At 39.1% G+C, this 25,680-nt stretch carries 30 protein-coding genes; 13 read left to right on the top strand and 17 right to left on the bottom strand.

Annotated elements, in window-relative coordinates:
• Nucleotides 1-16 precede the first annotated feature (16 nt).
• The 5 genes from IQ264_RS14350 to IQ264_RS14330 all read right to left on the bottom strand — a co-directional run bounded on the left by IQ264_RS14350 (nt 17) and on the right by IQ264_RS14330 (nt 4,358).
• Entirely contained in the window at nt 17-547 is a 531-nt protein-coding gene (locus tag IQ264_RS14350) for a peptidoglycan-binding domain-containing protein (RefSeq protein WP_193981468.1), read from the bottom strand.
• A gap of 291 nt (nt 548-838) precedes the next feature.
• Complete coding sequence (locus tag IQ264_RS14345) at nt 839-1,282, bottom strand: translation initiation factor (RefSeq protein ID WP_193981467.1); 444 nt, start codon at nt 1,280-1,282, stop codon at nt 839-841.
• 92 nt (nt 1,283-1,374) lie between these two features.
• Nucleotides 1,375-1,860: a hypothetical protein gene (locus IQ264_RS14340; RefSeq protein WP_193981466.1), complete on the bottom strand. Its 486-nt coding sequence runs from the start codon at nt 1,858-1,860 to the stop codon at nt 1,375-1,377.
• A gap of 538 nt (nt 1,861-2,398) precedes the next feature.
• Nucleotides 2,399-3,373, bottom strand: a complete 975-nt coding sequence (locus IQ264_RS14335; protein WP_193981465.1) for a homogentisate phytyltransferase — start codon at nt 3,371-3,373, stop codon at nt 2,399-2,401.
• A 136-nt stretch (nt 3,374-3,509) separates the two neighbouring features.
• A complete protein-coding gene (locus tag IQ264_RS14330) occupies nt 3,510-4,358 on the bottom strand; it encodes a methyltransferase domain-containing protein (protein ID WP_193981464.1) in 849 nt (282 codons plus the stop codon).
• A gap of 146 nt (nt 4,359-4,504) precedes the next feature.
• Between IQ264_RS14330 and IQ264_RS14325 the strand changes: the two genes are divergently transcribed.
• On the top strand, nt 4,505-5,839 hold the full coding sequence (locus IQ264_RS14325) for a TrkH family potassium uptake protein (RefSeq protein WP_193981463.1): 1,335 nt from the start codon (nt 4,505-4,507) through the stop codon (nt 5,837-5,839).
• A 66-nt stretch (nt 5,840-5,905) separates the two neighbouring features.
• A complete protein-coding gene (locus tag IQ264_RS14320; RefSeq protein ID WP_193981462.1) occupies nt 5,906-6,604 on the top strand; it encodes a potassium channel family protein in 699 nt (232 codons plus the stop codon).
• A 27-nt stretch (nt 6,605-6,631) separates the two neighbouring features.
• Here the strand turns inward: IQ264_RS14320 and IQ264_RS14315 are convergent, their stop codons facing one another.
• Both IQ264_RS14315 and queA read right to left on the bottom strand, forming a co-directional pair.
• On the bottom strand, nt 6,632-7,561 hold the full coding sequence (locus tag IQ264_RS14315; protein ID WP_193981461.1) for a tetratricopeptide repeat protein: 930 nt from the start codon (nt 7,559-7,561) through the stop codon (nt 6,632-6,634).
• Between the two features lie 73 nt (nt 7,562-7,634).
• Nucleotides 7,635-8,768 carry a tRNA preQ1(34) S-adenosylmethionine ribosyltransferase-isomerase QueA gene (gene queA, locus IQ264_RS14310; protein ID WP_193981460.1) on the bottom strand — a complete coding sequence of 378 codons (1,134 nt, stop codon included), beginning with the start codon at nt 8,766-8,768 and terminating at the stop codon, nt 7,635-7,637.
• Nucleotides 8,769-9,138: 370 nt separating this feature from the next.
• Here queA and IQ264_RS14305 point away from each other — a divergent pair, with 370 nt between their 5' ends.
• A complete protein-coding gene (locus IQ264_RS14305; protein ID WP_193981459.1) occupies nt 9,139-9,528 on the top strand; it encodes a hypothetical protein in 390 nt (129 codons plus the stop codon).
• A gap of 83 nt (nt 9,529-9,611) precedes the next feature.
• On the opposite strand, the gene IQ264_RS14300 is transcribed toward IQ264_RS14305, so the two are convergent.
• A complete protein-coding gene (locus IQ264_RS14300) occupies nt 9,612-10,124 on the bottom strand; it encodes a YraN family protein (protein WP_193981458.1) in 513 nt (170 codons plus the stop codon).
• Nucleotides 10,125-10,138: 14 nt separating this feature from the next.
• On the opposite strand from IQ264_RS14300, the gene IQ264_RS14295 reads away from it, so the two are divergent.
• Nucleotides 10,139-10,648, top strand: a complete 510-nt coding sequence (locus IQ264_RS14295) for a pentapeptide repeat-containing protein (protein ID WP_193981457.1) — start codon at nt 10,139-10,141, stop codon at nt 10,646-10,648.
• 92 nt (nt 10,649-10,740) lie between these two features.
• Here the strand turns inward: IQ264_RS14295 and dnaG are convergent, their stop codons facing one another.
• Nucleotides 10,741-12,741, bottom strand: a complete 2,001-nt coding sequence (dnaG, locus tag IQ264_RS14290) for a DNA primase (protein WP_193981456.1) — start codon at nt 12,739-12,741, stop codon at nt 10,741-10,743.
• Between the two features lie 485 nt (nt 12,742-13,226).
• Between dnaG and IQ264_RS33430 the strand changes: the two genes are divergently transcribed.
• Together IQ264_RS33430 and IQ264_RS14285 are read left to right on the top strand one after the other, a co-directional pair.
• Entirely contained in the window at nt 13,227-13,355 is a 129-nt protein-coding gene (locus IQ264_RS33430; protein ID WP_265583041.1) for a hypothetical protein, read from the top strand.
• Nucleotides 13,356-14,313: 958 nt separating this feature from the next.
• Nucleotides 14,314-14,616, top strand: a complete 303-nt coding sequence (locus IQ264_RS14285; RefSeq protein WP_193981455.1) for a hypothetical protein — start codon at nt 14,314-14,316, stop codon at nt 14,614-14,616.
• Between the two features lie 83 nt (nt 14,617-14,699).
• On the opposite strand, the gene IQ264_RS14280 is transcribed toward IQ264_RS14285, so the two are convergent.
• Nucleotides 14,700-15,470: a hypothetical protein gene (locus IQ264_RS14280; RefSeq protein ID WP_193981454.1), complete on the bottom strand. Its 771-nt coding sequence runs from the start codon at nt 15,468-15,470 to the stop codon at nt 14,700-14,702.
• A gap of 189 nt (nt 15,471-15,659) precedes the next feature.
• Nucleotides 15,660-16,250, bottom strand: coding sequence for a transposase (locus tag IQ264_RS14275; protein WP_193981453.1), 591 nt, complete (start codon nt 16,248-16,250; stop codon nt 15,660-15,662).
• Nucleotides 16,251-16,590: 340 nt separating this feature from the next.
• On the opposite strand from IQ264_RS14275, the gene IQ264_RS14270 reads away from it, so the two are divergent.
• Nucleotides 16,591-17,253 (top strand): class I SAM-dependent methyltransferase, encoded by a 663-nt coding sequence (locus IQ264_RS14270; protein ID WP_193981452.1) that lies wholly within the window; start codon nt 16,591-16,593, stop codon nt 17,251-17,253.
• 62 nt (nt 17,254-17,315) lie between these two features.
• On the opposite strand, the gene IQ264_RS14265 is transcribed toward IQ264_RS14270, so the two are convergent.
• On the bottom strand, nt 17,316-17,591 hold the full coding sequence (locus IQ264_RS14265) for a hypothetical protein (RefSeq protein WP_228061535.1): 276 nt from the start codon (nt 17,589-17,591) through the stop codon (nt 17,316-17,318).
• A 182-nt stretch (nt 17,592-17,773) separates the two neighbouring features.
• Between IQ264_RS14265 and IQ264_RS14260 the strand changes: the two genes are divergently transcribed.
• The gene (locus tag IQ264_RS14260; protein WP_193981451.1) at nt 17,774-18,688 is read left to right on the top strand and encodes a LysR family transcriptional regulator; all 915 of its coding nucleotides are present in this window, start codon (nt 17,774-17,776) and stop codon (nt 18,686-18,688) included.
• Nucleotides 18,689-18,904: 216 nt separating this feature from the next.
• The gene (locus tag IQ264_RS14255) at nt 18,905-19,486 is read left to right on the top strand and encodes a DUF4142 domain-containing protein (protein ID WP_193981450.1); all 582 of its coding nucleotides are present in this window, start codon (nt 18,905-18,907) and stop codon (nt 19,484-19,486) included.
• Nucleotides 19,487-19,564: 78 nt separating this feature from the next.
• Here IQ264_RS14255 and IQ264_RS14250 read toward each other — a convergent pair whose 3' ends face one another.
• From IQ264_RS14250 to IQ264_RS14240, 3 genes are all read right to left on the bottom strand, one after another.
• Nucleotides 19,565-19,774 (bottom strand): hypothetical protein, encoded by a 210-nt coding sequence (locus IQ264_RS14250; protein WP_193981449.1) that lies wholly within the window; start codon nt 19,772-19,774, stop codon nt 19,565-19,567.
• A gap of 110 nt (nt 19,775-19,884) precedes the next feature.
• Complete coding sequence (locus IQ264_RS14245; RefSeq protein WP_193981448.1) at nt 19,885-20,400, bottom strand: GNAT family N-acetyltransferase; 516 nt, start codon at nt 20,398-20,400, stop codon at nt 19,885-19,887.
• 47 nt (nt 20,401-20,447) lie between these two features.
• Nucleotides 20,448-21,386 carry a DMT family transporter gene (locus tag IQ264_RS14240; RefSeq protein WP_193981447.1) on the bottom strand — a complete coding sequence of 313 codons (939 nt, stop codon included), beginning with the start codon at nt 21,384-21,386 and terminating at the stop codon, nt 20,448-20,450.
• A gap of 37 nt (nt 21,387-21,423) precedes the next feature.
• Here IQ264_RS14240 and IQ264_RS14235 point away from each other — a divergent pair, with 37 nt between their 5' ends.
• Nucleotides 21,424-21,774, top strand: a complete 351-nt coding sequence (locus IQ264_RS14235; protein WP_193981446.1) for a hypothetical protein — start codon at nt 21,424-21,426, stop codon at nt 21,772-21,774.
• A gap of 287 nt (nt 21,775-22,061) precedes the next feature.
• Nucleotides 22,062-22,295 (top strand): Nif11-like leader peptide family RiPP precursor, encoded by a 234-nt coding sequence (locus tag IQ264_RS14230; protein WP_193981445.1) that lies wholly within the window; start codon nt 22,062-22,064, stop codon nt 22,293-22,295.
• 94 nt (nt 22,296-22,389) lie between these two features.
• Here IQ264_RS14230 and IQ264_RS14225 read toward each other — a convergent pair whose 3' ends face one another.
• On the bottom strand, nt 22,390-22,731 hold the full coding sequence (locus IQ264_RS14225; protein ID WP_228061537.1) for a phosphomannose isomerase type II C-terminal cupin domain: 342 nt from the start codon (nt 22,729-22,731) through the stop codon (nt 22,390-22,392).
• Nucleotides 22,732-22,941: 210 nt separating this feature from the next.
• Between IQ264_RS14225 and IQ264_RS14220 the strand changes: the two genes are divergently transcribed.
• Nucleotides 22,942-23,757, top strand: a complete 816-nt coding sequence (locus tag IQ264_RS14220; RefSeq protein ID WP_193981443.1) for an SIMPL domain-containing protein — start codon at nt 22,942-22,944, stop codon at nt 23,755-23,757.
• A gap of 83 nt (nt 23,758-23,840) precedes the next feature.
• Here the strand turns inward: IQ264_RS14220 and IQ264_RS14215 are convergent, their stop codons facing one another.
• Entirely contained in the window at nt 23,841-23,984 is a 144-nt protein-coding gene (locus IQ264_RS14215) for a hypothetical protein (RefSeq protein ID WP_193981442.1), read from the bottom strand.
• A gap of 45 nt (nt 23,985-24,029) precedes the next feature.
• Between IQ264_RS14215 and IQ264_RS14210 the strand changes: the two genes are divergently transcribed.
• On the top strand, nt 24,030-25,547 hold the full coding sequence (locus IQ264_RS14210) for a metallophosphoesterase (RefSeq protein WP_193981441.1): 1,518 nt from the start codon (nt 24,030-24,032) through the stop codon (nt 25,545-25,547).
• Nucleotides 25,548-25,680 lie beyond the last annotated feature (133 nt).

The raw sequence follows: 25,680 nt of genomic DNA, 5'->3' as shown, positions 1-25,680 counted from the left end.
CCCCATCTCCCCTGCCTCAGCGCCACTTCAGGAAACTCGATAACCAAAAAGGCTCTTTAGCAGAACTGGGTTGAGGGTAGCCGCCTCGCAATAATGTCCAAGTAATACTATTGACGATGCCGTTATCTTTTAATTTATGCTTTTGTTGAAAGTCCTTAATAGCTAACTTAGTCTTTTGGTCAAAGATTCCAGTTCGGTTGATCTCATAACCATTGACTTGCAACAATCCTTGTAATTCATATACATCATTACCACTGTATCTCTGTCGCAGGATACGAGTTCCTGGTTTCACTGTAGATTTTAATGCAGCCCAGGTTTGTGACCCAACTACACCATTAATTCTTAAACCATGTTTTTTTTGGAATGACCTGACAGCAGCTTCTGTAATGCTACCAAAATCTCCATCAATCATCCTAATAGTGTAACCGTGAGCACGTAACAGACCTTGCAACTCCGCTACCGCCGGGTCAAAATCCCAAGGATGTAGTTCTTTTCCGGTAAACGCCGCATCACAGGCGGTATCTGTAATTTTCTGGTTCAAATTCATTGTAGTCACCTCCGCCGTAGGTTTTTACTTCATGTTTGTTTAGTAGCATAAGGCTGAGAACAGGATATATTCCGTTGTGTTGTTAAAATTTTTCCTGGAAAAAGCCTCTATCTCTGGAGAGAAAAGCGCGGCTTTCTATATTTACTTTAGTAGTTTTGCCAAGCAAATACCAGCTTTAACAAACAAAATTTTGGTAGCTATAACAAAAGACAGTAGCATTATCTGCCACTGTCTCTTGCTTTCTCTCTCTAAGTACCGCTAGCATCTCCAAACAAACTTTTTGCCAAACAGTTACCAGGAATTTCTTCTATCATTGCCTTCATCTTCGTAGTAGTCTTCGTTACCGGAAGCACCACCGCGAGACATTACCTCATCATTGGGATTGTTATATGGGTAGCCAGCAGAAGGCTCGACCATATAACCACTGCTAGACATTCCTTGATCGGCGGGATCGCCGTAGGGGTCTTCACTTGCCGGACGCACGTTACCAAACATTCCTTGATCGGCGGGATCGCCGTAGGGGTCTTCACTTGCCGGACGCACGTCACCTGACATTCCTTGATCGGCGGGATCGCCGTAGGGGTCTTCACTTGCCGGACGCACGTCACCTGACATTCCTACATCTGCTGGGTCGCCATAAGGGTCTTGGCTCGCTGGATGTACTTGTTCATCCTCTTGGTCATTATTGGAGCCAAAAGCGATTTCGCCGATTTTTCTGAAAAATCCATCAACCATGATTCATTCTCCTAAATTATGAATGTTTTTTACACTTTTGCGGTTGCTATATCTTCGCTGAATAATAATGCTGAAAAGTCTGACAAAACCAGCTATTGTACTGGAGCTAAGTCTGTAAGATCTCTGCCTGTGGTTCTTCCGTTGTAACCTTGGAAGTCTTGGTATTGTCGGGCTTGTTCTTCTGGAACTCTGATTCCTCCAGGTGGAGGTGTTACCCACTGAGCACGACCTGCTGCATCACGATAGTAAACACGCCCGTTTTTGGAAAGATAATATTTGCCTGTTGCCCCTTGCTCTTGTTTGTTCTTGTGTTGGTTGTACAGATAATAAAGTGCGGCTGCACCAGCCAAAATTGCTACTTTTTGTCCGGTTGATAGTCCTTGACGGGCTTGGGGTCTAGGTGGATACGTATTTCTATTAGCTGTATTTTGTGCTGTGGGACGATTATCGTAAACGGGGGGTTGGTTAGCTGTATTTGAGCTTCCGCAAGCAACAAAAAGGGGTGCGCTTAAGCTGGTTGTGAGCAACAATGCTACTGTTTGTGTAAGTTTTCTCCCTTTCAAAAGTATTTTATCCATTTATGTTTCCTGGTATTTATGGCAAAGAAGTTATGCTGGATGCTGGGTTTTGTAATTTTGCTTTATTATTACCAATAACTTTTTTGACTTTTAATTATGTGATTTGCTGACAAACTAAGGTTTGCAGATACTCGAATTTAGCCTTGCAAGTTATTGGGTTTGACTTATTATTGCTGGCTATCCCAAATGGGTTCCTCCAACTAGGGATAGAATCATAGGTCATCCTGAAGAATGACCTGGTTTTGATTTGCCTAAATGTAATGCACGAAACAGTTAATGGTTTTGTATAGATTACCTCAAGTTGCTACTTACTAACGTGGTGATAGGTAGTGGGTAGTGGGTAGTAGGTAGTAGGAATCCCATTACCCATTACCTACTACCTACTACCAACCTCAATTTAATAATTAGCAACTTGCGTTAGATTACCTAAATGTTTGCTACAGATGCTTGGGAGGGGCGGGTTTTGATTTCAATTTTATTGCTGGGTATTCCAACCTGTTGGCTAAACCCGCCCCTACACCTTATTGATCGATCGCTATCACTTGGTCAGACAAGCAAGGGGAAAGAGAAGATATTCTAAGAAGAATAGTTTCCAGATAAATTGATAAAATTTGGCTAGGAAAATTTTATCTTGTAAATCTACTTGTTGACTCTGCCACCACAGTATTCCTAGTGCGAATAGGTGTGTGATGACTAGGAATATTGTATTCACTGAAGGTAGCCAGAAGATTCCCGCAATTACCATGCCTAAGTAGCAGGTTGTTAGTAGCCAGAGTGAGAGGTTAAAGACGGTTTTTTGTCCTAGTTGAATGGTGAAGGTGGTAATGTTGTATTGTTTGTCGCCTTCGAGGTCGGGTATGTCTTTAAAGATGGCGATCGCGATCGTAAAGACTAAAATAAATAAGGTTAATGCCCACACTTCTGGGGGAATTAGTTGATTAGCTCCCAACACCCAACGAAAATGCAAAAATAGTCCTAAGTTGACGATCGCTCCCCGCACTGTAAAAATACAAATTGCTGCCCAAAAGGGAAACCGCTTTAAGCGAATCGGCGGTAAGGAATAAGCTGTGCCAATGGCTAAACTAATTCCCACCATTCCCAGGAGAAATGGCCCCATTAACCCAGCTATTAATAAGGCTGATATTCCTGAAATGGTAATAATTAATTTGGCTTGTTTAGGAGTAAATTCTCCGGCGGCTAAGGGCAAGTGCGGTTTATTAATTTGGTCAATTTCTATGTCTTCTATTTGGTTTAATCCGACTATGTAAATGTTGCCTGCAAGACAAGCAACCCAAGCGCCTAACAATTGCCAAAGCAGTGATAAATTAATGTTGTGATTTACGGATGCGATCGCCAATAAATACAGCCCTATTACACTGCAAGTAGTACCAATGACAGTGTGAGGACGGGAAAATTTCCAATAGGGATAAAACCAATGTTTTGCAGGCTGTTTGCTTGGAGAATCTACCGCAGTAGTGGGAAATGAATAAGTCTTTTGCCGAGTTTCTTTCATTTTTTTGAACCACGAAGACGCGAAGGACACGAAGAAAGAAGAAGAAAGAGGTGTAAGAAGATAGAAGGGGTAGCTAACCGGGTTTCACAGCAGTAGAGACGTTTCATGAAACGTCTCTACAAGTTGTAGATTTTGATTATTTGTTGCCACAAAGCAAGCCGAATCTAATTAATCCGCTTTCATATCCGCGTTGCATTAATCCCAGGGACATTGCGCCTTGAATAGTAGTCCAACCGGAGAATAGCAAACCGATTATGGCTTCTAAATTAAAAGCTGATTCAATGACGACATTCCAAAAAGGTGCGACTGCTTTTGACCAATCTGCGGTGCGGATGTTTTGGAAAGATAGGTTTTTGGCGATCGCTTCATATTCTGGCAAAGAAATCACAAACGGTAAACAATAAACCCGATAAATTTCCGCCAAATGATGTAGTTCATCAGGTGTTAATGGCGTATTCGGCGACTTAGTTGGACGATGGCACCAAGTAGCCATTAAAAAAGTTCCTCCTGGTTTTAATACCCGATAACATTCTCGTAAAAATTGCTCTTTATCTGCCATGTGTTCGCCACTTTCCATTGACCAAACAAAGTCAAAAGAAGCATCAGAAAAAGGCATTTGTAAAGCATCTGCGACCAAAAATTGAGTTTTTTCACTCATTCCGGCTGTCGCCGCCCGCTCTGTCGCCCTAGCCGCCTGTACGGGGCTCAGGGTAATTCCCGTAGCCGTAGCCTTGTATTTTTGCGCCAAATATAACGAACTACCGCCAATTCCACAACCCACATCCAGAATCTTCTCAGCTTGCTGTATTCCCGACCATTTTAAGAGTTCTTCAATCAAATCAATTTGCGCCTGACGACGTTCCTTTTTGATGTTTCCTTCAGCACCGTAGTAACCGTGGTGCATGTGTTCGCCCCACACTTTTTCCCAAAGTCCAGAGGAAGCGTCGTAAAAGTCCTGAATTCTTTGATTTAGGGTAGATGGCATAACCAATATCTCTGTGTTAAGTTCTGTAACATTTACAATTAGCCTAACAGAGGAGGTGATTTGATTTTTAATTTTTGATTTTTAATTTTCGATTTAAAGTGCTCAGAAAGCAGTAAGCTGCAAAAAGACTACTATGTAAATTTTCGATGACCATATCTAGAACTATTTGTTTAGGTTTTCTCGCTGTAATCACTGTCGGCGCTCTCCTATTAATGATGCCTTTCTCGACTAGCAGTGGGAATTGGAATGACCCGATTGTGGCATTGTTTACATCAACTTCTGCGGTTTGTGTGACTGGGCTATCAGTGGTAGATCCTGGAACTTATTTTTCTTTTTGGGGAGAGTTATTTATGGTTGCCCTTGTCCAAATTGGGGGACTGGGGTATATGACAACAACAACTTTTTTAATTTTGTTAGTGGGACGTAGGTTTGATTTACGGCATAAAATGGCGATTCAACAAGCTTTGGATCGACCAGGATTGCAAGAAGCTCCCCAATTAATTCGCTCAGTTATCGCTACTACGATGATTTTTGAAATTACAGGGATTTTCTTATTAATGCCTGTATTCGCTCCCAAATACGGGCTAAGTCAAGGTTTGTGGTTGTCAATTTTTCACAGTGTTAATTCTTGGAATAATGCTGGTTTTAGTTTGTTTCAGGATAACTTCATTGGCTATCAATCATCGATTTTGTTAATTGCTGTAGTAACGGGGTTGATTATTTTTGGCGGAATTGGCTATGGGGTTATTTTTGAGATGTTTTTGTGGTTGCGCGATCGCATCCAACGCAAAAAAGCCTGTGTCAGATTCTCTTTAAATTTTAAAGTTGCGACTAGCACAACAATCATACTTTTAGTATTTGGCACAATTGCTTTCTTTTTTATCGAATGGAGGAATCCAGAAACCTTTGGGCTGATGAATTTTGGTGAAAAAGTACTCAATGCTTGGTTTCAATCTGTGACTCCCAGAACTGCTGGATTTAATACTATTGATATCGGAAAAATGACCACAGCCGGGTTATTTTTAACTATTGCTTTGATGTTTATGGGTGCTAGTCCGGGAGGTACAGGTGGCGGGATAAAAACTACAACTGTGCGCGTTCTCACTAGTGCGACAAAAGCAATTTTACAAGGGCAAGAAGAAGTAACTTTGTATAAACGCGAAGTTGCTATTTCTTTGATTTTAAAAGCGGTTGGTGTGCTGATTGGTTCAGTTGCTACTGTGTTACTTTCGACAATTTTGATTTCCCTCACAGATCCAAAATTAGACTTTCTTCAAATTCTATTTGAAGTTGTTTCAGCTTTTGGTACAGTCGGTCTTTCCACAGGAATTACTGCTAAACTTTCAGTAGTAGGAAAGTTACTGATAATTTCCACTATGTACATCGGTCGGGTAGGAGTTTTACTATTTATGGCAGCGATTTTAGGAGATCCTCGTCCTAAGTCAGTGCATTACCCAGAAGAAAATCTTTTAGTGGGATAATGTTTTTTTGTCCATACTTGGTTACTCTAAAAAGTAATAGTCACTAATTCAAATTCACAATAACTTATGAGTCTTTCATCATTGAATTTTTTCCGCAGTTTGCGTAAAGGAAATAGCCAGTTTGCTGTAATTGGATTAGGTCGTTTTGGTAGGGCTGTCTGCTCCAGCTTGTATAAAATGGGATATGAAGTAATGGGAACAGACGTAGATGAAAAAAGAGTATCGCAAGCATTAACCGATCAGCTACTGTCTCATGCGGTGCAGCTAGATTCTACTGAAGCTTCAGCACTTAAGGAATCAGGAATTTATGAGTTTGATACTGTGATAGTGGCGATCGGGAATTATCTGGAAGAAAGCATTATTACCACACTTAATTTAAAGGAAGCTGGTGTTCCCCATGTAGTAGCCAAAGCTTCTTCTGAAGTTCATGTGAAGCTCTTAAAAAGAGTTGGTGCAGATCATGTAATTTATCCAGAACATGAAGCTGGTTGTAATTTGGCGCGAGCTTTAACTAAACCAAACATTATCGAAAGATTTGAGCTAGATCCAGAAAATAGTATCATAGAATTGATTATTCCCGATGGGTTTCATGGCAAAACTATTTCCGAATTACAACTACGTAATCGCTACGGGGTAAGTATATTAGCTGTCAGTCAGGATGGCAGGTTTGAAATTAATCCTACTCCCAACAAACGACTAGAAAAGGGTTCAGCAATGGTAGTGATTGGTTCTAATAAAGATATCAATCGCCTACCAATTAACTAATTTTTGCAAAAAAAGGTGGTAGTTTACTTATTTCTGAGTCTGCAATTTTTGTTTAATTTGATTGATTAGTGCAGTCATTTCTGTAGCTTTAGCGGTGTTACCTTGGTCTTCATAAATTTTCCTAGCTTCTCTCAGAGGTGATAAGGCTTGTTCTAACTTACCTTCTTGGTAAAACAGTAGACCTAAATTGTAGTAAGCTACGGGATCTTTTGGCTGATTAGTAATTGCTACTTGGTAAGCGGCGATCGCTTCTGCTGGTCGGTCTTGTCTAACTAAAAGATTCCCCAAACTATTCTGTGCTGTCACTAATTTAGGATCGATAACTGTGACTCTTTGGTAAGTTTCTATCGCTGCATCAATGTTCCCCTGTTGCTCTAAAGCTAAGGCTAAATTTAACAAAGCATTGGTATTTTTGGGATTGACAACTAGTGCTTGACGATAAGCATCAGCTGCGCCATTCCATTGTTTTTGGTCATACAATGCTACTCCCATATTGTAGTAAGCATTAAAATTGCGAGAATTAATGGCAATGGAACGCTGGTAAGCTGCGATCGCTTCATCTAATCTACCTTGGCGATACAAAGCTATACCTAAATTGTAATGAGCTTCGCCTAAAGAAGGATCTAATTCAATAGCTTTGGAAAATTCTGCGATCGCTTCGGCATTCTGACCATTTTGCAAAAACACGCTACCCATATAATGGTAAGCCATCGCAATACTGGGGTCACGTTCCACAGCTTTCTGAAAAGCAGCAAAAGCTCCAACTAAATTTCCCTCTGTGTAATTGCTAACTCCTTGTTGAAAATAACCAGCCGCTTCTAAATCTTGAGTATAAACACCTTCAATTAGTTGTTTTGTTCTTGGCAAACTAATAGCTGGGTTCGCCACTGCAATAGGTGTGAAAAGCACACTGGTAATAATAACAAGTAGATGACGATAAAAGATCTGTTTCAACATGGGCGGCTGATGAGAGAATTATAGTTGAGCGTGGACAAAATAGGTTAATGATAGGTTAACTAACCACTAAATATTAATTAATACAAGCTTCTGGCAAAATCAACATAGCATCACCAAAAGAATAAAAGCGGTAATTTTGCGCGATCGCATCTGCATACAAAGACAACAAACGTTTCCGTCCCACCAAAGCACTAACCAGCATCATTAAACTAGAACGTGGTAAATGAAAATTAGTAATCAAACCCTCTACCACGCGCCAATTATAACCGGGATAAATAAACAATTCAGTTTGACCACAAAAAGGTCGTAATTCTCCATCTTGCGCTGCTCCTTCTAAAGAACGTACCGCTGTCGTTCCCACCGCAATAATTCTACCCCCTTTAGCCTTAGTCTCCTGAATTTTTGCCACTGTAGCCTCTGGAATTTCCACCCATTCTCCGTGCATTTGGTGATCGGTAATTTTTTGGGCCTCCACAGGTCGAAATGTACCTACTCCAATATGCAGCGTCACAAAAGTTTGTTCAATTCCTTTAGCTGTTAATTTCTCCAATAACTCAGGAGTAAAGTGTAACCCAGCTGTTGGCGCTGCTACTGAGCCCGGAGTATGTGCATAAACAGTTTGATATTGTTCTGGAAGAGATTGTGAGTCTTTAATATAAGGAGGTAAAGGTACATGACCAAACCGATCTAAAATTTGAATTAATGATTTTCCTTCCGGTAATCCAAATTGCAAAATTCGTCCTCCTGTGGCTTCATCCTTTTCTAAAATTTTTGCACTTAAAATAGAATTTGACTCTTCATCTAAATATTTTTTATTTTTAAAATAAATTTCTGCTCCTGGTAATAAGCGTCTACCTGGTTTTACCAAAGCTAACCAACAATTATTCTTTTGCTCTTGGAGTAGCAAAACTTCTACAGGTGCGCCAGTAGATTTATGTCCGTAGAGTCTAGCAGGAATCACACGAGTGTTATTCATTACCAGCAAATCTCCCGGTTTGAGCAATTCAACTACATCCCGAAATACTCGATCGCTGTGTTTTGTGGGGGAATTAATTACCAACAAGCGAGCACTATCTCTCGGTGTTACTGGATTTTGAGCGATGCGCTCTTCAGGAAGTTGATAGTCGTAAGCAGATAATAAGAGGTCTTCGTTGCTTTCCCCAACAGGACTAGAAGATAACATAGATGGAGATTTTGGCTGGTTCATACTTGATTCAGTTCAGATATAGATCTTAATTTAACGCGCTCAAATCACTTTTCTTTTACATAATTGAAAAAAGATTGAATTTTCTCCAGTAGTATGAGATATTCATGATATGTCATCATTAAATTAATTGTGCTATTAATTTAAATTATTTGAATCAGAGTGAGAGTAATAGTCACTATATTTCTATAGTTTTGTAAACTTTTTCTGCAAACTTGCTATACTTGATTTTATTATCTTAATAAATCCGCCAAAACTAACAGATAATTGGGTAAAACTACCCAAGTAAAATTGGGGGATTCACCCCAGTTTAAATGCTTCTTTTTTAGTAACAATATAAGGTGTAGCATTTGCTTTGCCCCAAGCACCCCTTATGGATTACCTGTACTTCTTAGCTAACGCCAGTCTTACCCAAAGAGTAGTTGAGTTTTTACACAAAAATAACCAACTTCCCCTGTACTCTGTAACCGTTCTGCACCAAATTGACGGTTGGGTAATTAAAGTAAAAATGAGTAAGGCACTAGACTCTTATCTAGATGGCAACTTTAGAGCTTATCTCAGTGAATTAGGCATTCCTTACCAACCCGAAGTGCGGGTGAAAATGGCGCTTTGGAGTTTGGATGCTGGTGAACCACCGATCGAAGTAATGCGCCGTTACCAAGTAGCAATTGTGTCTCATGGTAGACCAGACAAAGAAGAAATTGAGACATTCCGTAAGCAATTTGTCAATGGGTTAGGATATTGCCCTGAAACTTTGGCTTAACCCTAAATACTGTATGTGATTTGTCATCAATCAGATGTGAGAGATGAAAGATGTAAAAAATACTACTTTTGATCGATGACAAATTAGAAATCAAAGTTTATGGCTGACTCAATGTAGTGTTGTAAAACGAGTTGATATTCCGCAATATATAGAGTTGACTGTTGAATGAAGTCATCTGTATTTTTTAAGGGGCTAATGTAGGAATAATTACTAGGAACACTACGGTTATAATTGCTGTCTTGAGCTAAGTTATTTTTTACCTTTTGCCAAGTAACTAAAGCTACATCAAATCTACAGATTTTTTCAGAACAATTTTCTGAAGCCAGAAATAATTGTGCTGTTTGCCAAAGTCTAGTTTGTTTTTGGGGAGTAATCGATAATAAACCATCGCCATCCCAATTTCTGCGACTCCGAGTTTTGACTTCGACAAACAGCAGTAAATTTGACTGGTTTTCGGCAATGATGTCTAACTCTCCCCAACGACACCGCCAGCGACGATGCAGAACATTCCAATCTTGTTCCTGCAACCATTGTGCAACTAGGTCTTCTCCTAATGCACCGAAATCGGGATAATTAGATACTGAACGATTCGCCATTTACTGTAAGCAGCATGAATTTTCGACTAGACAATCGGATTTCCAGGATATTACTCAGTTTATGGCTCTGGGCAGTAATTTGCTTAGTAGCTTTTGTGGGAACTTCCACCCCAGTTTTAGCATTGGATTATAACAATGAGGCTCTGGTGGGTGCAGATTTCTCTAATCGGGTGTTAACTGATTCTAGCTTTACTAAAGCAAATCTCCGCAGTAGCGATTTTAGCCATGCAGATTTGCGGGGAGTAAGTCTTTATGGGGCTAATTTCTTATACGCTAATTTGGAAGGTGCTAATCTTTCCTATTCAACGATCGCAACTGCTCGTTTTACCAAAGCTAATTTGAAGGATGCAATTTTAGAAGGCGCTTTTGCTTTCAATGCCAAGTTTGAAGGCGCAAATATTGAAGGCGCTGATTTCACGGATGTTTTATTCCGGGACGATCAGCTAGAATTCCTTTGTAAAATTGCTACAGGTACTAATTCTGTGACAGGGCGTGATACTCGCGAAACTTTAATGTGTCCTTAAACGATGTTTGCCAAGATTCAGGCGGTTAAAACCGCGACTATACAAACCAAGTCCGCCTGCGCGGACTTCTCAGAATAGTTGAAAACATCCTCTTAAAGTTGCAATAAATCGGAGATGGAAACTTGGCATTGTTGCTCTAATTCCATACTCCGTTGTTTATAGTGTATGAATTCTTGGTAATATTTTTGCTGCATTTCTGGTTCTGTAGAACTATCGGTTTTTTCTAAGAGTGCTAAAAATTGGCGCGATTGTTTTTCGCACATAATTTGTTCCATGCGTGCGATCGCAGCTTTGATTAATTCCCCCGCTCGATAAAGGTTCGCTTCTGCCATTTCATCTAAAATAAATAGACGGGAAACTTGCGCCATTTCTTTGGGAAATTCTACTGCTTTATCGTGCAGTTTGGAAATAAGATTTTCTGAACTTAAACTAATATCAATTTCGCGAATTTGTTGCCATAAAAACCGATGATGGGAAAAGCTAAATTCTAGTTCGTGGGTTTCTAAACCATCAATGATATCTTGGCGATATTCGGGACAGTGAACATAAAGACGCAACAATAAAGCTTCAGCGATTTTTAATAAGTCGTCTCTTTGGGTTGTAACTACTTTTTCTGCTTCAGCAGTTTGCTGTTTAACAATGCGAAGTTGGGGTTTTGCTTGGGGATAATTACGCTTAACTAAGTTCTCTATCAATAATGGCATTTGGAGAGATTGATTTTCTCGACTTAGTGCTTTCCAGTGCTGAACAACTTTGTTGAGGAGGTTTTGAGAAATTAAGGGGATTTGCCGGGAATCACCTCTGCTCAAGCTTTCGGCGCATTGATTAATATAATGAGTTAGCTGATTATCGTCGATGATGTTACCGAGAATTTTCACCATTTCTTCGGCAACTTGCTGATATTGATTTGCTTGTCTTAGGTCTTTACCTTCTAACAATTGTTCAATTTGCCAAGCTAACCACAAAGGCGCTTCATTTAATAAATTTTGATATTGTTCGGCGGAATAAGTTCTTAAATATTCATCGGCATCTTTGCCGTTAGGAAGGTTGAGAATGCGTAGTTGAATTTCTCCACGATAAGCTAAGTTGGCGATTTCTCCAATTGCTCTTTTTGCTGCGGTATTACCAGCTTTGTCAGCATCGAAATTTAATACTAATTGTTTGGATTCGTTGTAGCGTAAAAGTAGTTTTACTTGGTCTAAACTTAAGGCTGTTCCTAAAGAGGCGACGGCGTTAGTAATTCCGGCTGCGTGAAGTGCGATCGCATCAAAATACCCTTCCACTACAACTGCTAAATCTTGCTTAGAAATGGCATCTTTTGCCTGATTCAAAGCAAATAAAGTTTTGCCTTTATTAAATAGTTGAGTTTCGGGAGAGTTGAGATATTTTGGTTGTTCGTCAGCGAGAGTTCTGCCACCAAAACCGATAACTCTACCTTGCAGATCGTGAATGGGAATAATTAGGCGATCGCGAAAATAATCATAATAGCTGATTTGCGATTCCTTACGCCGACGAATCAATCCCGCTTGTTCTACTAATGGAACAGAAAAACCCTTTTGTTCCACCAAATATCGATAAAGAGTTTCCCAACCGACAGGCGCATAACCTAACTGAAACTTTTGAATTGTTTCGTCGTTTAACTGTCGTTCCGATCGCAAATATTCTAAAGCTGCTTTTCCTGAAGGTTGATACAAAGCGTGTTGATAAAACGCTGCTGTTACTGCCAAAATTTCAAATAATTGTTCTCTTAAAGTTAGTTGGCGTTGCAGTTCTTGACGTTGTTCTGGTTCCAATGTTTGCACTGGTATGGAATAGCGTCGCGCCAAATTTAATACTACATCAGCAAAAGATTGTTTTTCTAGTTCCATGAGGAACGTAATTACATTTCCCCCAGCTTGACAACCGAAGCAATAATACATTTGCTTGTGTGGACTGACACTAAAACTGGGAGATTTTTCATCATGAAAAGGACATAAACCTTGGAAATCTTTGCCTCGTTTGCGTAAAACGACTTTTTCCGAGATGACTTCTACGATATCAGCCCGTTGTTTAACTTGTTCGATCGTGTCGGGATGCAGGCGAGGTATTTGCATCGGTGGTTGATATTTTGCGATCGCAGCGGCGATAAAGACTTAGCCATTCCATTATAGGCTACCCAAATCCCCGACTTCTTGAAGAAGTCTGGGATCTGCGATACGCGATCGCACCTACTGCAATACTTAAGCAATATTACTGAAAAGATTAATAATTGTCTCACAGGTGACTAAAAAAAGGGTAATTGCACTATATATTTAATATGGATAGGTAAATTTTAGGAAAATTTTCCTGAATACAGATGGTATGGGATGTATCTACAGATTACATAAGTCAGAGAAAAAAATTAATCCGACCGATCGATAAGTGAGAGTAGGGCAAAGTTGAATTAGAGACTCAATAATCTTACGATCCGATCGGTTTCCAATTCCAGGTAACACTGTCAGAGGAATCAGAGATTTATCCTCTGGAACAGTGAAATTCTTACTTTTTTTCAGTCTAGTTTCCCTGTTGTATAGAACTAAAAAATTGGCGAGGTTGAATTATGGAACTGCTAGCTTATATCTACATGACTTTGGCTCAAAAACCAGAATTACAAAAAGCCTCTAAATCTGGTAATTTGGAGAAAAAAGAAAGCCAAGAATTTTTTCAATATATAGCTGTTGGATTATAGCAAAGCATTGTTTGATAATGATTCTCGGAAATTTGAAGGTATTTCCGGGAATCATTTTTGCTGGAATATTTACTTTATTTTATTTCCTTGTTCCTTAAAGCCAGCAACTATATATTTCATGAGTATGAGAATTGCGATAAAACTAATAGAACTTACGCACGAAGAGGCTAGAAAGCTGGTTTCTGCGTAGATCTCTCGTTGCCAAACCCACGATTTTTCCTAGAAACTGGGTTTTTTGCGTAAGTCCTAAAAATTATATATATGCTTCATAAGTTAACTGAGATCTTGCACTCCTGAGCAGAGCCTCCATTCTTCGTTCCCAGGTTGAACCTGGGAACGAGGATATGTGAGGTGGAACCTCCTTCAATACTGCTCGGTTAAGAGTAGGGGCGAAGCATTCGGGCGACAATTTATGACTCAAACCCTATATTTTCTGTCCGAATGCTTCGCCCCTACAAAGGGAAAAAATGCTTAACCGAGCAGTATTGGAACCTCCTTACTCTGCAAGATCTGAGTTAACCGATTTTCCAAACTAGCATACTGATCCGGAATTTTATTCTTCTAATTGGTATTACCCTATATGCAATAAAGCAATCACTAAAACTTGGATAATAGAGAGCATCATGAAAGTAGAAAAATATAACTTTTTGTGCTTTTAAAGACTATTTTGACTGAGCTTTCTATTTTATTAATGCTAGGTGCATCACTACCCAATTTGCAGAGTTACTGCATCTACTCGTAATTGATTGCTTCCTAGCTTGTGACTGAAATCCATTTGTTGATGAACCATTTTACAGATGAATTTGCCTAACTAAAGTACGATCGAAGTTCCCAAAATGCGTTTGATACTCAATCAGTAAAACGCTGTTGAAGATTCTCCGTTAGGTGATTCGTCTCACCTGCAACTTTTTCTAACTTGATCCAGCACGAACAGTAACCAAATAGTGATTGCTATCCCATGAATGAATTAGTTAGCACCGTAAATCAAGTACTCGATCAGAGATTTCCAGAATACAACCGAATGTTGCTAAACTTGCTGAAAATGGATACCCAAATGATTGTCAGCATAGCTAATAAGACAAACCATAAAGATGAAAAGGTGAGAGATTTAATTACACAGTTAAATACCTTGATCCAGCTAATTGAAGACAATGATGACATAAATAAAGATCAGGAAATGAGTTACCTTTCAATTCGGCGTTACTTAAAAGGAATTTTAAATAATGCTGTGACAGAAAATGGAGGAATGGAAACGGAATAAATCGATTTAGCTTGATAAATTTATCGTTTAAGCAAAGGTAACAAAGGTGATTATTTTCATGAATCATTTGTTACCTTGCTTGCTTAAGCTGACTTGAAAAAGCGAATAATTTCCCGTACATGATCGAGGAATTGTCCATCGGTGGAAAGTTGTGCGATCGCTTGTTCTGCTTCGCGTGATAATCTGTTATGTTCAGCTTGATTATTAGCTTTTAATTCTTCCAAATTAGCAGCAATGCGGTTTAAATCATGGCGTGTTGCTTCCCACTGTCTTTGTTGCGTAGCTACCCAAGAGTCGGGATATTCTGGGTTTAACTTTTCTTCGATTCTTTGCACAGTTGCTTCTAATTCCCGAAAACGATTCCGCAATTCTAAAATATCTTCACGGGGATATTTGACTTGTTGACGAATCATTGTTAGTCTCGCTGCTAAATATTGATAAGCGCGAACTGCTGGACGTAAAATTGTCAGTAATAATGCAGCAGCAGAACCAAGATAACCGATCGCACTAATCCCCCAAACTGCTAAAGTATAAAAACCGATCGCGGAAATTAGGTGCAGAGTGATGGCTGCAAAGAGCGATCGCTTGGCGATAATTCGAGCATAATTAACTTGTTTCTGCTCAATTTTAATCCCTTTTTCAGTAGATTCTGTAGCCTCGGCAATTACTTCTTTAGCTTCAAAATGGATATTCCAAGGTATAGTCACAATTGCTAACAACCATTCAAAAATAGCCACAGCAATTACCCAGTCAAGGAAACTACCTGTAGGAATTTGTAACCATTTTAAAATGCCAAAAACTAACAATACTGAAAAGACTATGCCAATGTTAATACTGATGACGCTGTAATACATTTGAGTCACCTAAAAGAAATTGTTTATTGCCTCGATCTTGGCTAATTTTAAGAATGATGATTGCTGGGATGTGACGGTTTTAGAGGCTTCACATCGGTTTTTGAAGAGTTTAGATTAACTGAGATCGATCGATTTCAGTTGCCCGTATTTGTCAAACTAAATAGTTACCATTCCGTAGGGGCAATCAGCTTACCATTTAGATGGACTGTTAGGATGTAATTGATCCAATTCCCAAGTGAGAGGATTATTAATAATATATTGACGAATATGCTGTAATGATTCGTCATTACGAATGATGTGTTCATAATAATTACGTTGCCATACGGGTACACCACAGTTACGACGCATCTGATTAATTCGACGGGCAGAAAATGTTTTGAATCCTCGGAGAATTTCTGGTAAATTTTTGCAGTTTTGTTGTTTTTGTGGAACTGGGAAGGGCGGGTTTTGTCGAGAGGTTATCTGTTTTCTTTCTGACATATCTGCTAAACCCGCCCCTACAGAATTATTATTGATTAATACTATGATGCTATGCAAATGGTTCGGCATGATTACAAATTCATCTAATTCTAAATTAGGATGAAATTTGGGCAAATTCTGCCAATGTGAATTAACAATTTCTCCCCAGTGGCTTAACTGCATTTCACCATTAATAATTTGACCAAATAAACATTCGCGTTGCCATGTACAGATGGTGATAAAATACGCCCCTGCCAGGGAATAATCGTATCCTCTAAGGCGAATAGAACGGCGATGATGTTTTGCAGGATCGTATTTCATGGGGTTATGTTATTTTTAGGGTTTGTAGGGGCGGGTTTAGCCAAAAATAGTTGCAATAATCGACTATCTTGGTACAAAACCCGCCCTTACCGATGTGATAGGAATCACTCCAAATTCATCCGATCGCATTCTCTAAATTCAACTTTCTATGCTTATGTAATATCGATTACTTAAATATTTGCTAGAGATGCTAGGTCTGGGCGGGTTTTGATTTTAATATTTATTACTGAGTATTCCAATCTTTTGGCTAAACCCGCCCCTACCCCATTTATATTAATCATTTACGTAAACGATATAATACTATATCTGGTTTGAACAATGACGAATTCTCTAAATAACAATGACAAAAAAGACACTTGGATTAGACAATCAACTCTATGATTACTTTTTGTCTGTTTCTGTGAGACAGCCAGATATTTTGCGGCGTTTGCGTGAAGAAACAGCTAATCATCCTTATGCTACAATGCAAATTTCGCCAGAACAAGGTCAATTTATGGCTTTGTTAGTGCAGTTAATTGGCGCGAAGAAAACTTTAGAAATTGGCGTTTTCACTGGTTACAGTTCTCTTTATGTAGCTTTAGCTTTGCCCCCAGATGGTAAGATTATTGCTTGTGATGTTAGTGAAGAATATACTAATATTGCTCGTCGTTATTGGCAAGAAGCAGGAGTCGCAGAAAAAATTGATTTGCGAATTGCACCAGCTTTAGATACTTTAGCTCAATTGTTAGATTCTGGAGAATCAGAAACGTTTGATTTTGCTTTTATCGATGCGGATAAAGGGAATTATCAAGAATATTATGAACGCTGTTTAAAGTTAATCCGTCCTGGTGGTTTAATTGCGATTGATAATGTACTTTGGTCGGGAAGAGTTGCCGATCGACAAGTGCAAGATGAAAGTACGCAGGCGATCCGTAAATTTAACGAGAAACTATTCCAAGATGAAAGAGTCAGTATCAGTATGGTACCTATTGCTGATGGCTTGACTTTGGCGCTGAAACGTTAATAGACATCTCCTTTCAAAGATTGTAGAGACGTGGTATACAACGTCTCTATCCAATTTACGAATTAGTGATAGCGTTCTTCGATCCACATCCGCATTTCTGCTTCGGAATCTAAGCTAATAGAATTACCTGTGCTGGGGTCGTAAGCCTCCCACCAAGTATGACCTGTGCGATCGCGACTTTGCCAAACTTTGAGTTCGCTAGCATGATTAATTAATGTGACAAATCGTTCGCAAATTTTGTTAATCAATATGGCTAATTTGGACTTACTTGCTTGTAGATGGACACCGTGAATTAACGGAGATTTGGTTGGATTTTTATGTAAAGAATTGTGCAGCATTTTTTTAGACTTCTCCTGATAAAGACTTTTTTAAATTTGTCTATAAATTTAATGTAACGTTGATTCAACTAATCAACCATCTATTGTTTGAATAGTTTATATGAATAAAATAGATAGATAGAAAGAAAGAGGAAGTAGGCTGCGGTTTTTGGGAAAATACAGAGGTTGGGTAAAAAACTGATATGGATGAAATAAATAAAAGTCAGATCAAACTCTCTCAATTGCTTGCTTTACTTGTGGTAGCAGAATGCAAAAATTTCAGTGAAGCAGCATTGCGGTTAAAAATCTCTCAATCAGCAGTTAGCCACGCTATTGCTAGCTTGGAAGAACAGTTAGGAGTGGTCTTGTTTTACCGAGGTCGTCATGGTGCACATTTAACACCTGTGGGGGAACGAATTAAAGTTCATGCAAGTCAAGCATTACGATCGGTAAACGCAATTAAAAAAGAAGCCGATTTAGAAAAAGGTTTACAAGGCGGAATCGTGCGAGTTGCTTGTTTTCGTAGCGTGGCAACTCATATTTTACCGACGGCGATCGCTAAATTTCACAGTATATTTCCTGATATCAATGTCAAAATTACTGAAAATGATAGTTTTCTCAGCATAGAAGAAAGTTTGCGTACAGGTTTTGCCGATATAGGCTTTACTTACTTACCTTCTAATAATGAGTTTGAAACTTGGGAAATTCTCCGAGACGACTACATCGTTCTTTTACCACCAAAAACTAATTTAGACAATCAACAAATTTCTTGGCAACAACTAGCTGAGTTTCCCTTAATTATCAGTTCCTTAAGTCCTTGCCAAGATTACATTCGACCATATTTGAATCAAGCCGAATACCCGATGAAAATTGCTTACGAAATCCGTGAAGATTCAACAATTGTTAGTATGGTAGGACAAGGTTTAGGCGCAGCTATAATGCCTCGTTTGGCTGCTGAACCTTTACCAATTGGTATCAAAGAATGTAATTTACCAGTACGTTTGCAAAGAATAATTGGCGTAGCAGTGTTAGCAAATGCTCTGCATTCTCCAGCAATTTACGCTTTTTTAGATGCTTTAAAGAATACGGGTAGGTTTGCTGTTAAAATATCTGTTTAGATTTTATATATTTAGCAATATGTCATCTGTCATTTGTGTGAGATTAAAGGTTAGCAAAAAAACTCCAGTAAAATGAATAATCATTGACAAAAAATTGCACAAATACCTCTCAAGTTAGACCATAGTTAATCTATGGATAGAAGTTTATTTGAACTGGCAGTAGCTATGATTTTCAGAGTAATAAAACTTTTGATAAATCAGGACTGTTAATCGCTCATGAAAAATATACTTTCTGCTGGTCTGATCGGAACTGGAATGGTTCTTGTTTTAGGATTTGCGGCTGTAGCCCAGCAATATGAACGTCAACCTAACACATTACAGAACCGCCAAAATACCACAGAACAATATCAAAATAGATTAAGTTCTACAGACAGGCTGTTTATGAATAAAGCAGCACAAGGTAACTTGGCAGAAATAAGCTTAAGTCAGTTGGCATTGCAGAGAGCGAGCAGCGATCAAGTTAAGCAGTATGCACAGCAAATGATCGATCAACATACGCAAGCCAGTAATCAATTGACGCAGATTGCTGCTCAGAAAGGTGTTACTTTACCTAGACAAGTGGATGCTCAACATCAGCAAATAGAACGGCAATTACAACGGCTTTCTGGTGCAAGATTCGATCAAGCTTATATGAGAGCAATGGTAAACGATCATGCTCAAACTGTGGCTTTGTTTCAAAGACAAACTCAACAAGGTAGAGATCGAGATGTAGTATCTTTTGCTTCTGAATTGTTACCTGCGATTCAGCAACATTATACTATGGCTAATAGTATGATTCGCAACTTGGCAAGGCGATAGTTATCATTTTTAACTATTGAGAAAAAGGAAATAATTAATTGAGTACACGCTACGCGATCGCTCAATTAATTATTTCCTTTAGTACCGCATTACTAAGACACTTGCTACAGGATCTCGATTGGAGTTTAAGCTGCTTTTGGCATAGTGACAAACTTCGATAACCCAAAATCGATCGTCTTTTACTTTGAGCTTTTCATATACATAAGGAACTCTAGAAAATAGTTCTGTACCCGATCGGTAATTTCCCTTAGTAGTTCTAATATACAAATCAACTGCGACAAACCGCATAAATTTATTTTGCTAAGTAAGTTAAGTCAATTTTCTCGGAATTTCCTAATAAATCGGGAACACAACGGTAAACTTTGCAAAAGTTTTGATAAAGATACTCCACAGAATGATTAAACTTCATTAAAGTAAGCGGGGTAGCGGACAGTTCCGTTAACATTATGCAAAGCATCAGGTTTTAGTTCCAAAATCATAAATGCTTCATCTGGAACTGAAAAAGGTGCTGCTACACCAAACTTACTTGCTGTTTGAAAACCAAACTTTGCATAATAATTTGGATGCCCCAAAACTACAACAATACTATGTCCTAATTCCTGACATTTTGCTAAACCTATTTCTATTAATTGACTACCGATACCTTGTCGCTGGTGTGCGGGTGTAACGGCTAAAGGTGCTAATGCTAAAGCGGAAATATTTTCGCTGGTTGTATCAATTGAAATAGGGCTAAATAAAATGTGACCGAGTACAAGATTATCTTCTTTAGCTACTATTGAAAGTTCGGGAATAAAATTTTCAGAATTACGAATTAGGTCAACAAGTTTAGCTTCGTTTGTGCGATCGAACGCAGTTATCAGCACTTCTCGAATAGCAGCGATATCATTTTCGGTTTCACTTGCAAAAGTTAACATTTCTCTTACCTGGGTAAACTGCAATAAATTTATCCAAAAAAGTGGGGTTAAAACCTAAACAATAATGTTATACCCACTAAAGCTAACAAGACTCCAGCAATGGCGCGAAAACTGACTTTTTCTCCCAACCAAATTGCAATGGGTAAAACAAAAAGTGGACTAGTAGCATTTAGAGTTTGGGCAATGCCAGCCGGGGCAAATTTTAGGGATATTTGTTGTAACCAAATTCCTAAGTATGTGCCAATAAAAGAAGTAAAGGCAATGATTATCCATAATTTCATTGTGAGTAAAGGTTTATACTGCTGAATTGGATTTCCCCGGATTTTTTGGTTTTTTATTAGTATCCAGATTAGCAGTAATATCAGTCCGGCGGTTAATCTAATTAGGGTACTCCACAGGGGATTAATAGTGGTTTGAGTTAATGCTACACGGGATAAAATTGCCGCGATCGCATCTCCGCAAGTTGATACAAGTGCCCAAAGAATACCTTGCCAAAAATATGCTTCTTTGCCATTTGTTCCTGGAACTCTTTCGCTAACTACCCAAGCTACTCCTAATAGGGTAAGAAAAATTCCGCACCAAGCTGCAACGGAGAGAGTTTCTTGTAAAAAAACTAAAGCTATTAATGCTACCAATGGCGAGGTTAGTATTTTTAATAACAGCGTGCGTCTTGCGCCTAAAGAGTTAAGCGCCGCAAATAAAGCTGTATCTGCGATCGCAATTCCGATCGCGCCACTGAGTAACAATAACCAAAAAGCCAAAGGATCGATCGCTGGTAATGATTGTTCGGAAAGAAAAATCGTTACTCCAAGAAAAACAATTGCGATCGCACCTTTGAGGAAATTTAACTCCAATGGCCCAATGCGTTGTCCCACCTTTGACCATACCACAGAAGCGATCGCCCACAGAAAAGCCGCACTGAGCGCCGCCAGTTCCCCTTTAAAATTCGTCACCCAAAAATTGGGAAAATTTGCTATATAAGTCATCAAATAAGCTTAAGTCTCTCAGATTAGGAGTAGAGGAATGAAGTACACTTTCGACATTCTCGGAGTCTCTCCAATTTTATACTTTTTTAATCAACAGCAAGAGAGAAAAGAACAAAAATCTCAGACAGGAGTGGAATATGTCGCCGCATACAAATGTACCCTTGACGCATTAATTCAATCTGTAGAAAATGTTCCTAATTACCGAGGTTGGGATTTAGATGACGCGATCGACACAGTAGTTAATTTCTGGGTGAATAACTCAGATAGTATCAAATATTGGAAAGAACGCTTAAAGGATGCCGGAAGCGAAAATCTCTTAGTCGGAAGAGTCGCCAATGTCAAATCCTTAAAAGCCGAATTTGAAAACCTACTGGACAAAAATCATTAAAACCTGAATCATTTTCGCACTGCCAAAATGTAAAAGTATAAGCTGTTGTGCATTTAAATCATCTATTTTCTCTTACCTTTAACCATTTAAATGCACAACAGCTTATTGCATTTCTGCCATTTTTAGAGAATAAACCGGGTTGCTAGGAGGTACAAATTGCTATAATGTCCATTTACACAACTCTCAAGACCAGGTTTATGGGGAATTTTTGTTGTAATGGGGACATTAATTGTTATACTGTTTTAGGTAAAATTGGATAAGTGGTTATTAATAAGGTATTTTCAAAAATGACCAAAGAAAGTGCCCATAAATTCCTAGAAGATGCTACTAGAGATTTTGCTTTAAGAGACAAGATGAAAGAGGCTAGTAACCCGGATGATTTCATTAAGATTGCCGAAAAGTTGAACTACAGTTTTACGACTCAAGAACTCAAAGATGTGATCTCAGAATATAGTGAAAATGTCACTATGAGAAGACACACAGGAGTTTGGCCTTGGCTGCGTGATGTCCATTGGATTTGAGTTCATCCCCAGTAAAATTCTGTGTTTTATTCAGGAGAAAGGGTAAAGGTGAAGGAAAAGACTTTTCCCTTTTTCCCGAATTACAGCGAACATTCTAATGACTATCTTGATCTTCAGGAAAACGAATAATATCATCTTCCCCTAGATATTCTCCATTTTGAACTTCAATCATAACTAGGGGAATAACTCCCGGATTTTCCACCCGATGCGCTGTAGAAGCAGGAACATAAGTAGACTGTTTTTGCATTAGCAGAGTCTCGTTTCCATTACAAAGAACCCTAGCTGTACCAGAAACTACAATCCAGTGTTCGCTGCGGTGATAGTGCATCTGAGTACTAATATGATGACCTGGTTTAAGTTCAATGCGATTAATCCTGTAGCGATCGGTTTCTTCGAGAAGTGTAACAGTTCCCCAAGGTCGCATCCGAGTAGTCATAGGTTCGGAAGTTGGAGACAGAGTAGCAATTTGCTCATTTTGTTGGTTATCATTTATCGTCGCCATAGCCAATTCCTCATAAAAGGATTTGTAATTTGTTTTCTAGCCATATTCTAAGTTGGATACACCATAAGATGACAGGGTGCAGCGAAATTTTCCGTAAAATAACGCATTTTCAGCCTGTAAATTAATGTTTAGTGACAACACAAAATGTATCGATTCTTAACAGTATTATCTCAAACTCTGGTTTCTGCCGTTGTGGTGACGGAGCTATGGATATCAACTAGCAAAACCAGCCTTGCCCAAAATCCCACAGATAAAATTAATGTATCTCAACTTACCAATGGCATTACGCCGCAACTTTTAATTAACCAACGTGCCATAACAGTAGTTGGTCAAGGTCAAGAGAGTGCCCCCGCAGATATCGCCCGTTTGGAATTTCGCTTTGCTTCCCGTAACCCTTTGAATAACGCACAAAGAAGTACTCCTTCACTTACTGAGGGTACAGTTTCTCCAGCTGAAGAACCTTTAAAACCTGTGGTTGATGCTTTAGTTGCGATCGATGTTCCAGCTAATAATATTGAAATTCAAACTAGTTCTTTAGAAAATCCTAAGTTATTCGTAAAAATTTCTAAACCGACTCGCGAAAGAATGCAGGAAGTCGTAAAAACAGCTAATTTAGCAACAGAAACTAGTGGCAAATTATTTATTCAAGGTATTAGTGCTGAATATTCCGTAAACAACTGTCTACCATTAGAACGTAATGCACGCCGCAACGCTATCAGAGATGCAGAAACTCAGGTGCGAAGTGTGGCAATAGAAATGGGCGTGCAATTAGGAGATTTGTTGTTAGTAACAGTTTATCCGATCGTTAGTCCCGCTTCTGTTTCCGCTTGCGGCACAAAACAGGCTGTTCCCCTTTCGCCTTTTTCTAACATCAGTCAAAGCATTCCCCCTTATGACCCTTCTGCGCTTCCAGAAGTACAAATAAGGAGTCAAATTAGCGTTACTTACGGAATTAAATAGCAATTGTTTAGTTAAGTTTTTAGTAATTTGTTGAATGTAAAGGCGCATCAAATTATGGCGTTGTGGTCTACAATGCTGTATAGCTATGCACTTGGCGCAGGCTTCGCCAACATAAATACTTGTTGACCATGAACGTCGAAACACTGGAGATAATGACAATCTTGGCAAACTACTTGACGAAAGGCTTTTAGTTTGTCAGTTTGGGTTATAGGTAGTTGCTTTTCCAATAAATAGTTTTCCAGAATAATCCTAAGTCAAAAAAGGAAAGAAATATGACGAAGAATAAAGTCGTAGTTCTCAGCGACGTTCATATTGCTACTAATGAGCCTGTTAATTGGTATCAAAAAAGCTTGCACGAGCCTTATTTATCAGCAATCCTCGACTATGTTATTGCCAATGCAGCTTCAATTCAAGAACTGGTTCTATTAGGCGATATATTTGATTTTTGGACTTGTCCTCCCAGTCAAAAACCACCTGCGTTTGCCGATATTGTTGCAGCTAATCCAAATATTTTAAGCCATCAGGGAAAGTTGAGTCAGGCTTTAACCGCTCTGGAGGGCAAGGTAACTTATGTCAATGGCAATCATGACATGAATATAACCCAAGATGATTTGAATCTAATTCAAAATTCATCAGGGTATAAAATTCAGTATTGCGATCGACCGATTTATTATGTATCCGCAGCGGAAAATAAAAAGGTTGCTTTTACTCACGGGCATACTTTCACCATGTTTAATGCCCCAGACTTCAGCACGCCACTAAGTCCTTTGCCTGTAGGACATTTTGTGACGCGGGCGTTTGCCTATATGTTGCAGAAAACTCTTCAGCCTGGAGAAACTGTTGCCGATCTGCCCAATCAAGGATCTCCTAATGGATTAGATATTTCGACTCTGGCAACTACAATTTTAAAAAACCCTTCATCAGTAGTTGCTTTGCTTCTCGACTATACAATAGCTGCTACCCAAATACCGGAGAACGAGCCCATTCTGTTGGCAAATGGTCAAACGACGACGATGGGGGCAGCCAAGACAATATATGGTTCGTTATGGAGTCAATGGGTTAATACTTGGGGTGGAGGAGAGGATGGTCTATTAGCCGCTGTCAAAGCAGCGATCGCTGATGCTAATGGCCTCTATATTGCGTGGTTTGCCCAACAATCTGCCCTCACCTCTAACTCAAATCTGAGCGTTTTGGGACATACTCATATAGCAAAACTTGGTCTAACTAATGGCTTAGTCCAGTATGTGAATAATGGATTTGAGTGTGCTGCCAGTCCTGATATTCACGCTTCCAGCAATCCCAAGACTATTAGTTTTACGGTCATAGATACGGACGAATGTGCGGCAAGTCTTTATCAGGTGGTTAATACTAACGGTGTCTATAATATTTCCTCTTATTCAGCTCCACCGGACTCGGTAATAGGCCCTCAGTCTATGGACTATTCTTGTTACATCATTGTTGATAACACTAATGGTAAGTCCACTTTAAATTTAACTGACTTTACTGCCAGCAATGGTCATTATGTAGTAGCTCCACCGAAACAGATTCTACCGGGACAGCAAGGGCGATTCTGGGTACAAGATTATCCAGGAGCAAAGGGATCGGCAGGAACTGCTGACTATTCCACTGACAGCGGCACTCTTTCTTTGAATTTTGCTTGTCCTCTTGGAATTTGGCCAAATTCCTGTTCCGGTGCCAACTTCTATACTAGTCTTGATGGCGTAAATTGGAGCAGTCTAAATCAAGTACAACGGTACGGTCATCCATTTTTTGTCAAGTTTGTTTTGTAATCTGGCATTTTTGGCTCTAGTCAGATGTTGATAAGCCGCTTGACGAAAAGCTTTTAGTTTGTCAGGCAAGGATCATTAAGGTAGATGCTAGTTGGTGGTACAACATGAAAGCTTCTACCAGACTGGAGTACAA

It is taken from the genome of [Phormidium] sp. LEGE 05292, from assembly GCF_015207735.1.
Lineage (GTDB): Bacteria > Cyanobacteriota > Cyanobacteriia > Cyanobacteriales > Aerosakkonemataceae > Floridanema.
Note: the sequence above shows the minus strand (reverse complement) of the source record. Positions and strands in the feature narration are given on the sequence as shown.

What these genes read in the sequence shown, in the direction of transcription:
- dnaG (WP_193981456.1), bottom strand. Translation starts at nt 12,741, where the DNA reads ATGCAAATACCTCGCCTGCATCCCGACACGATCGAACAAGTTAAACAA.
- IQ264_RS14305 (WP_193981459.1), top strand. Translation starts at nt 9,139, where the DNA reads ATGGATTACCTGTACTTCTTAGCTAACGCCAGTCTTACCCAAAGAGTA.
- IQ264_RS14275 (WP_193981453.1), bottom strand. Translation starts at nt 16,250, where the DNA reads ATGAAATACGATCCTGCAAAACATCATCGCCGTTCTATTCGCCTTAGA.
- IQ264_RS14270 (WP_193981452.1), top strand. Translation starts at nt 16,591, where the DNA reads ATGACAAAAAAGACACTTGGATTAGACAATCAACTCTATGATTACTTT.
- IQ264_RS14345 (WP_193981467.1), bottom strand. Translation starts at nt 1,282, where the DNA reads ATGGTTGATGGATTTTTCAGAAAAATCGGCGAAATCGCTTTTGGCTCC.
- IQ264_RS14245 (WP_193981448.1), bottom strand. Translation starts at nt 20,400, where the DNA reads ATGTTAACTTTTGCAAGTGAAACCGAAAATGATATCGCTGCTATTCGA.
- IQ264_RS14350 (WP_193981468.1), bottom strand. Translation starts at nt 547, where the DNA reads ATGAATTTGAACCAGAAAATTACAGATACCGCCTGTGATGCGGCGTTT.
- IQ264_RS33430 (WP_265583041.1), top strand. Translation starts at nt 13,227, where the DNA reads ATGGAACTGCTAGCTTATATCTACATGACTTTGGCTCAAAAACCAGAA.
- IQ264_RS14325 (WP_193981463.1), top strand. Translation starts at nt 4,505, where the DNA reads ATGACCATATCTAGAACTATTTGTTTAGGTTTTCTCGCTGTAATCACT.
- IQ264_RS14295 (WP_193981457.1), top strand. Translation starts at nt 10,139, where the DNA reads ATGAATTTTCGACTAGACAATCGGATTTCCAGGATATTACTCAGTTTA.
- IQ264_RS14250 (WP_193981449.1), bottom strand. Translation starts at nt 19,774, where the DNA reads ATGCGGTTTGTCGCAGTTGATTTGTATATTAGAACTACTAAGGGAAAT.
- IQ264_RS14210 (WP_193981441.1), top strand. Translation starts at nt 24,030, where the DNA reads ATGACGAAGAATAAAGTCGTAGTTCTCAGCGACGTTCATATTGCTACT.
- IQ264_RS14265 (WP_228061535.1), bottom strand. Translation starts at nt 17,591, where the DNA reads ATGCTGCACAATTCTTTACATAAAAATCCAACCAAATCTCCGTTAATT.
- IQ264_RS14320 (WP_193981462.1), top strand. Translation starts at nt 5,906, where the DNA reads ATGAGTCTTTCATCATTGAATTTTTTCCGCAGTTTGCGTAAAGGAAAT.
- IQ264_RS14330 (WP_193981464.1), bottom strand. Translation starts at nt 4,358, where the DNA reads ATGCCATCTACCCTAAATCAAAGAATTCAGGACTTTTACGACGCTTCC.
- IQ264_RS14220 (WP_193981443.1), top strand. Translation starts at nt 22,942, where the DNA reads ATGTATCGATTCTTAACAGTATTATCTCAAACTCTGGTTTCTGCCGTT.
- IQ264_RS14255 (WP_193981450.1), top strand. Translation starts at nt 18,905, where the DNA reads ATGAAAAATATACTTTCTGCTGGTCTGATCGGAACTGGAATGGTTCTT.
- IQ264_RS14340 (WP_193981466.1), bottom strand. Translation starts at nt 1,860, where the DNA reads ATGGATAAAATACTTTTGAAAGGGAGAAAACTTACACAAACAGTAGCA.
- IQ264_RS14285 (WP_193981455.1), top strand. Translation starts at nt 14,314, where the DNA reads ATGAATGAATTAGTTAGCACCGTAAATCAAGTACTCGATCAGAGATTT.
- IQ264_RS14280 (WP_193981454.1), bottom strand. Translation starts at nt 15,470, where the DNA reads ATGTATTACAGCGTCATCAGTATTAACATTGGCATAGTCTTTTCAGTA.
- IQ264_RS14225 (WP_228061537.1), bottom strand. Translation starts at nt 22,731, where the DNA reads ATGACTACTCGGATGCGACCTTGGGGAACTGTTACACTTCTCGAAGAA.
- IQ264_RS14300 (WP_193981458.1), bottom strand. Translation starts at nt 10,124, where the DNA reads ATGGCGAATCGTTCAGTATCTAATTATCCCGATTTCGGTGCATTAGGA.
- IQ264_RS14230 (WP_193981445.1), top strand. Translation starts at nt 22,062, where the DNA reads ATGACCAAAGAAAGTGCCCATAAATTCCTAGAAGATGCTACTAGAGAT.
- IQ264_RS14235 (WP_193981446.1), top strand. Translation starts at nt 21,424, where the DNA reads ATGAAGTACACTTTCGACATTCTCGGAGTCTCTCCAATTTTATACTTT.
- IQ264_RS14315 (WP_193981461.1), bottom strand. Translation starts at nt 7,561, where the DNA reads ATGTTGAAACAGATCTTTTATCGTCATCTACTTGTTATTATTACCAGT.
- IQ264_RS14260 (WP_193981451.1), top strand. Translation starts at nt 17,774, where the DNA reads ATGGATGAAATAAATAAAAGTCAGATCAAACTCTCTCAATTGCTTGCT.
- IQ264_RS14240 (WP_193981447.1), bottom strand. Translation starts at nt 21,386, where the DNA reads ATGACTTATATAGCAAATTTTCCCAATTTTTGGGTGACGAATTTTAAA.
- IQ264_RS14335 (WP_193981465.1), bottom strand. Translation starts at nt 3,373, where the DNA reads ATGAAAGAAACTCGGCAAAAGACTTATTCATTTCCCACTACTGCGGTA.
- queA (WP_193981460.1), bottom strand. Translation starts at nt 8,768, where the DNA reads ATGAACCAGCCAAAATCTCCATCTATGTTATCTTCTAGTCCTGTTGGG.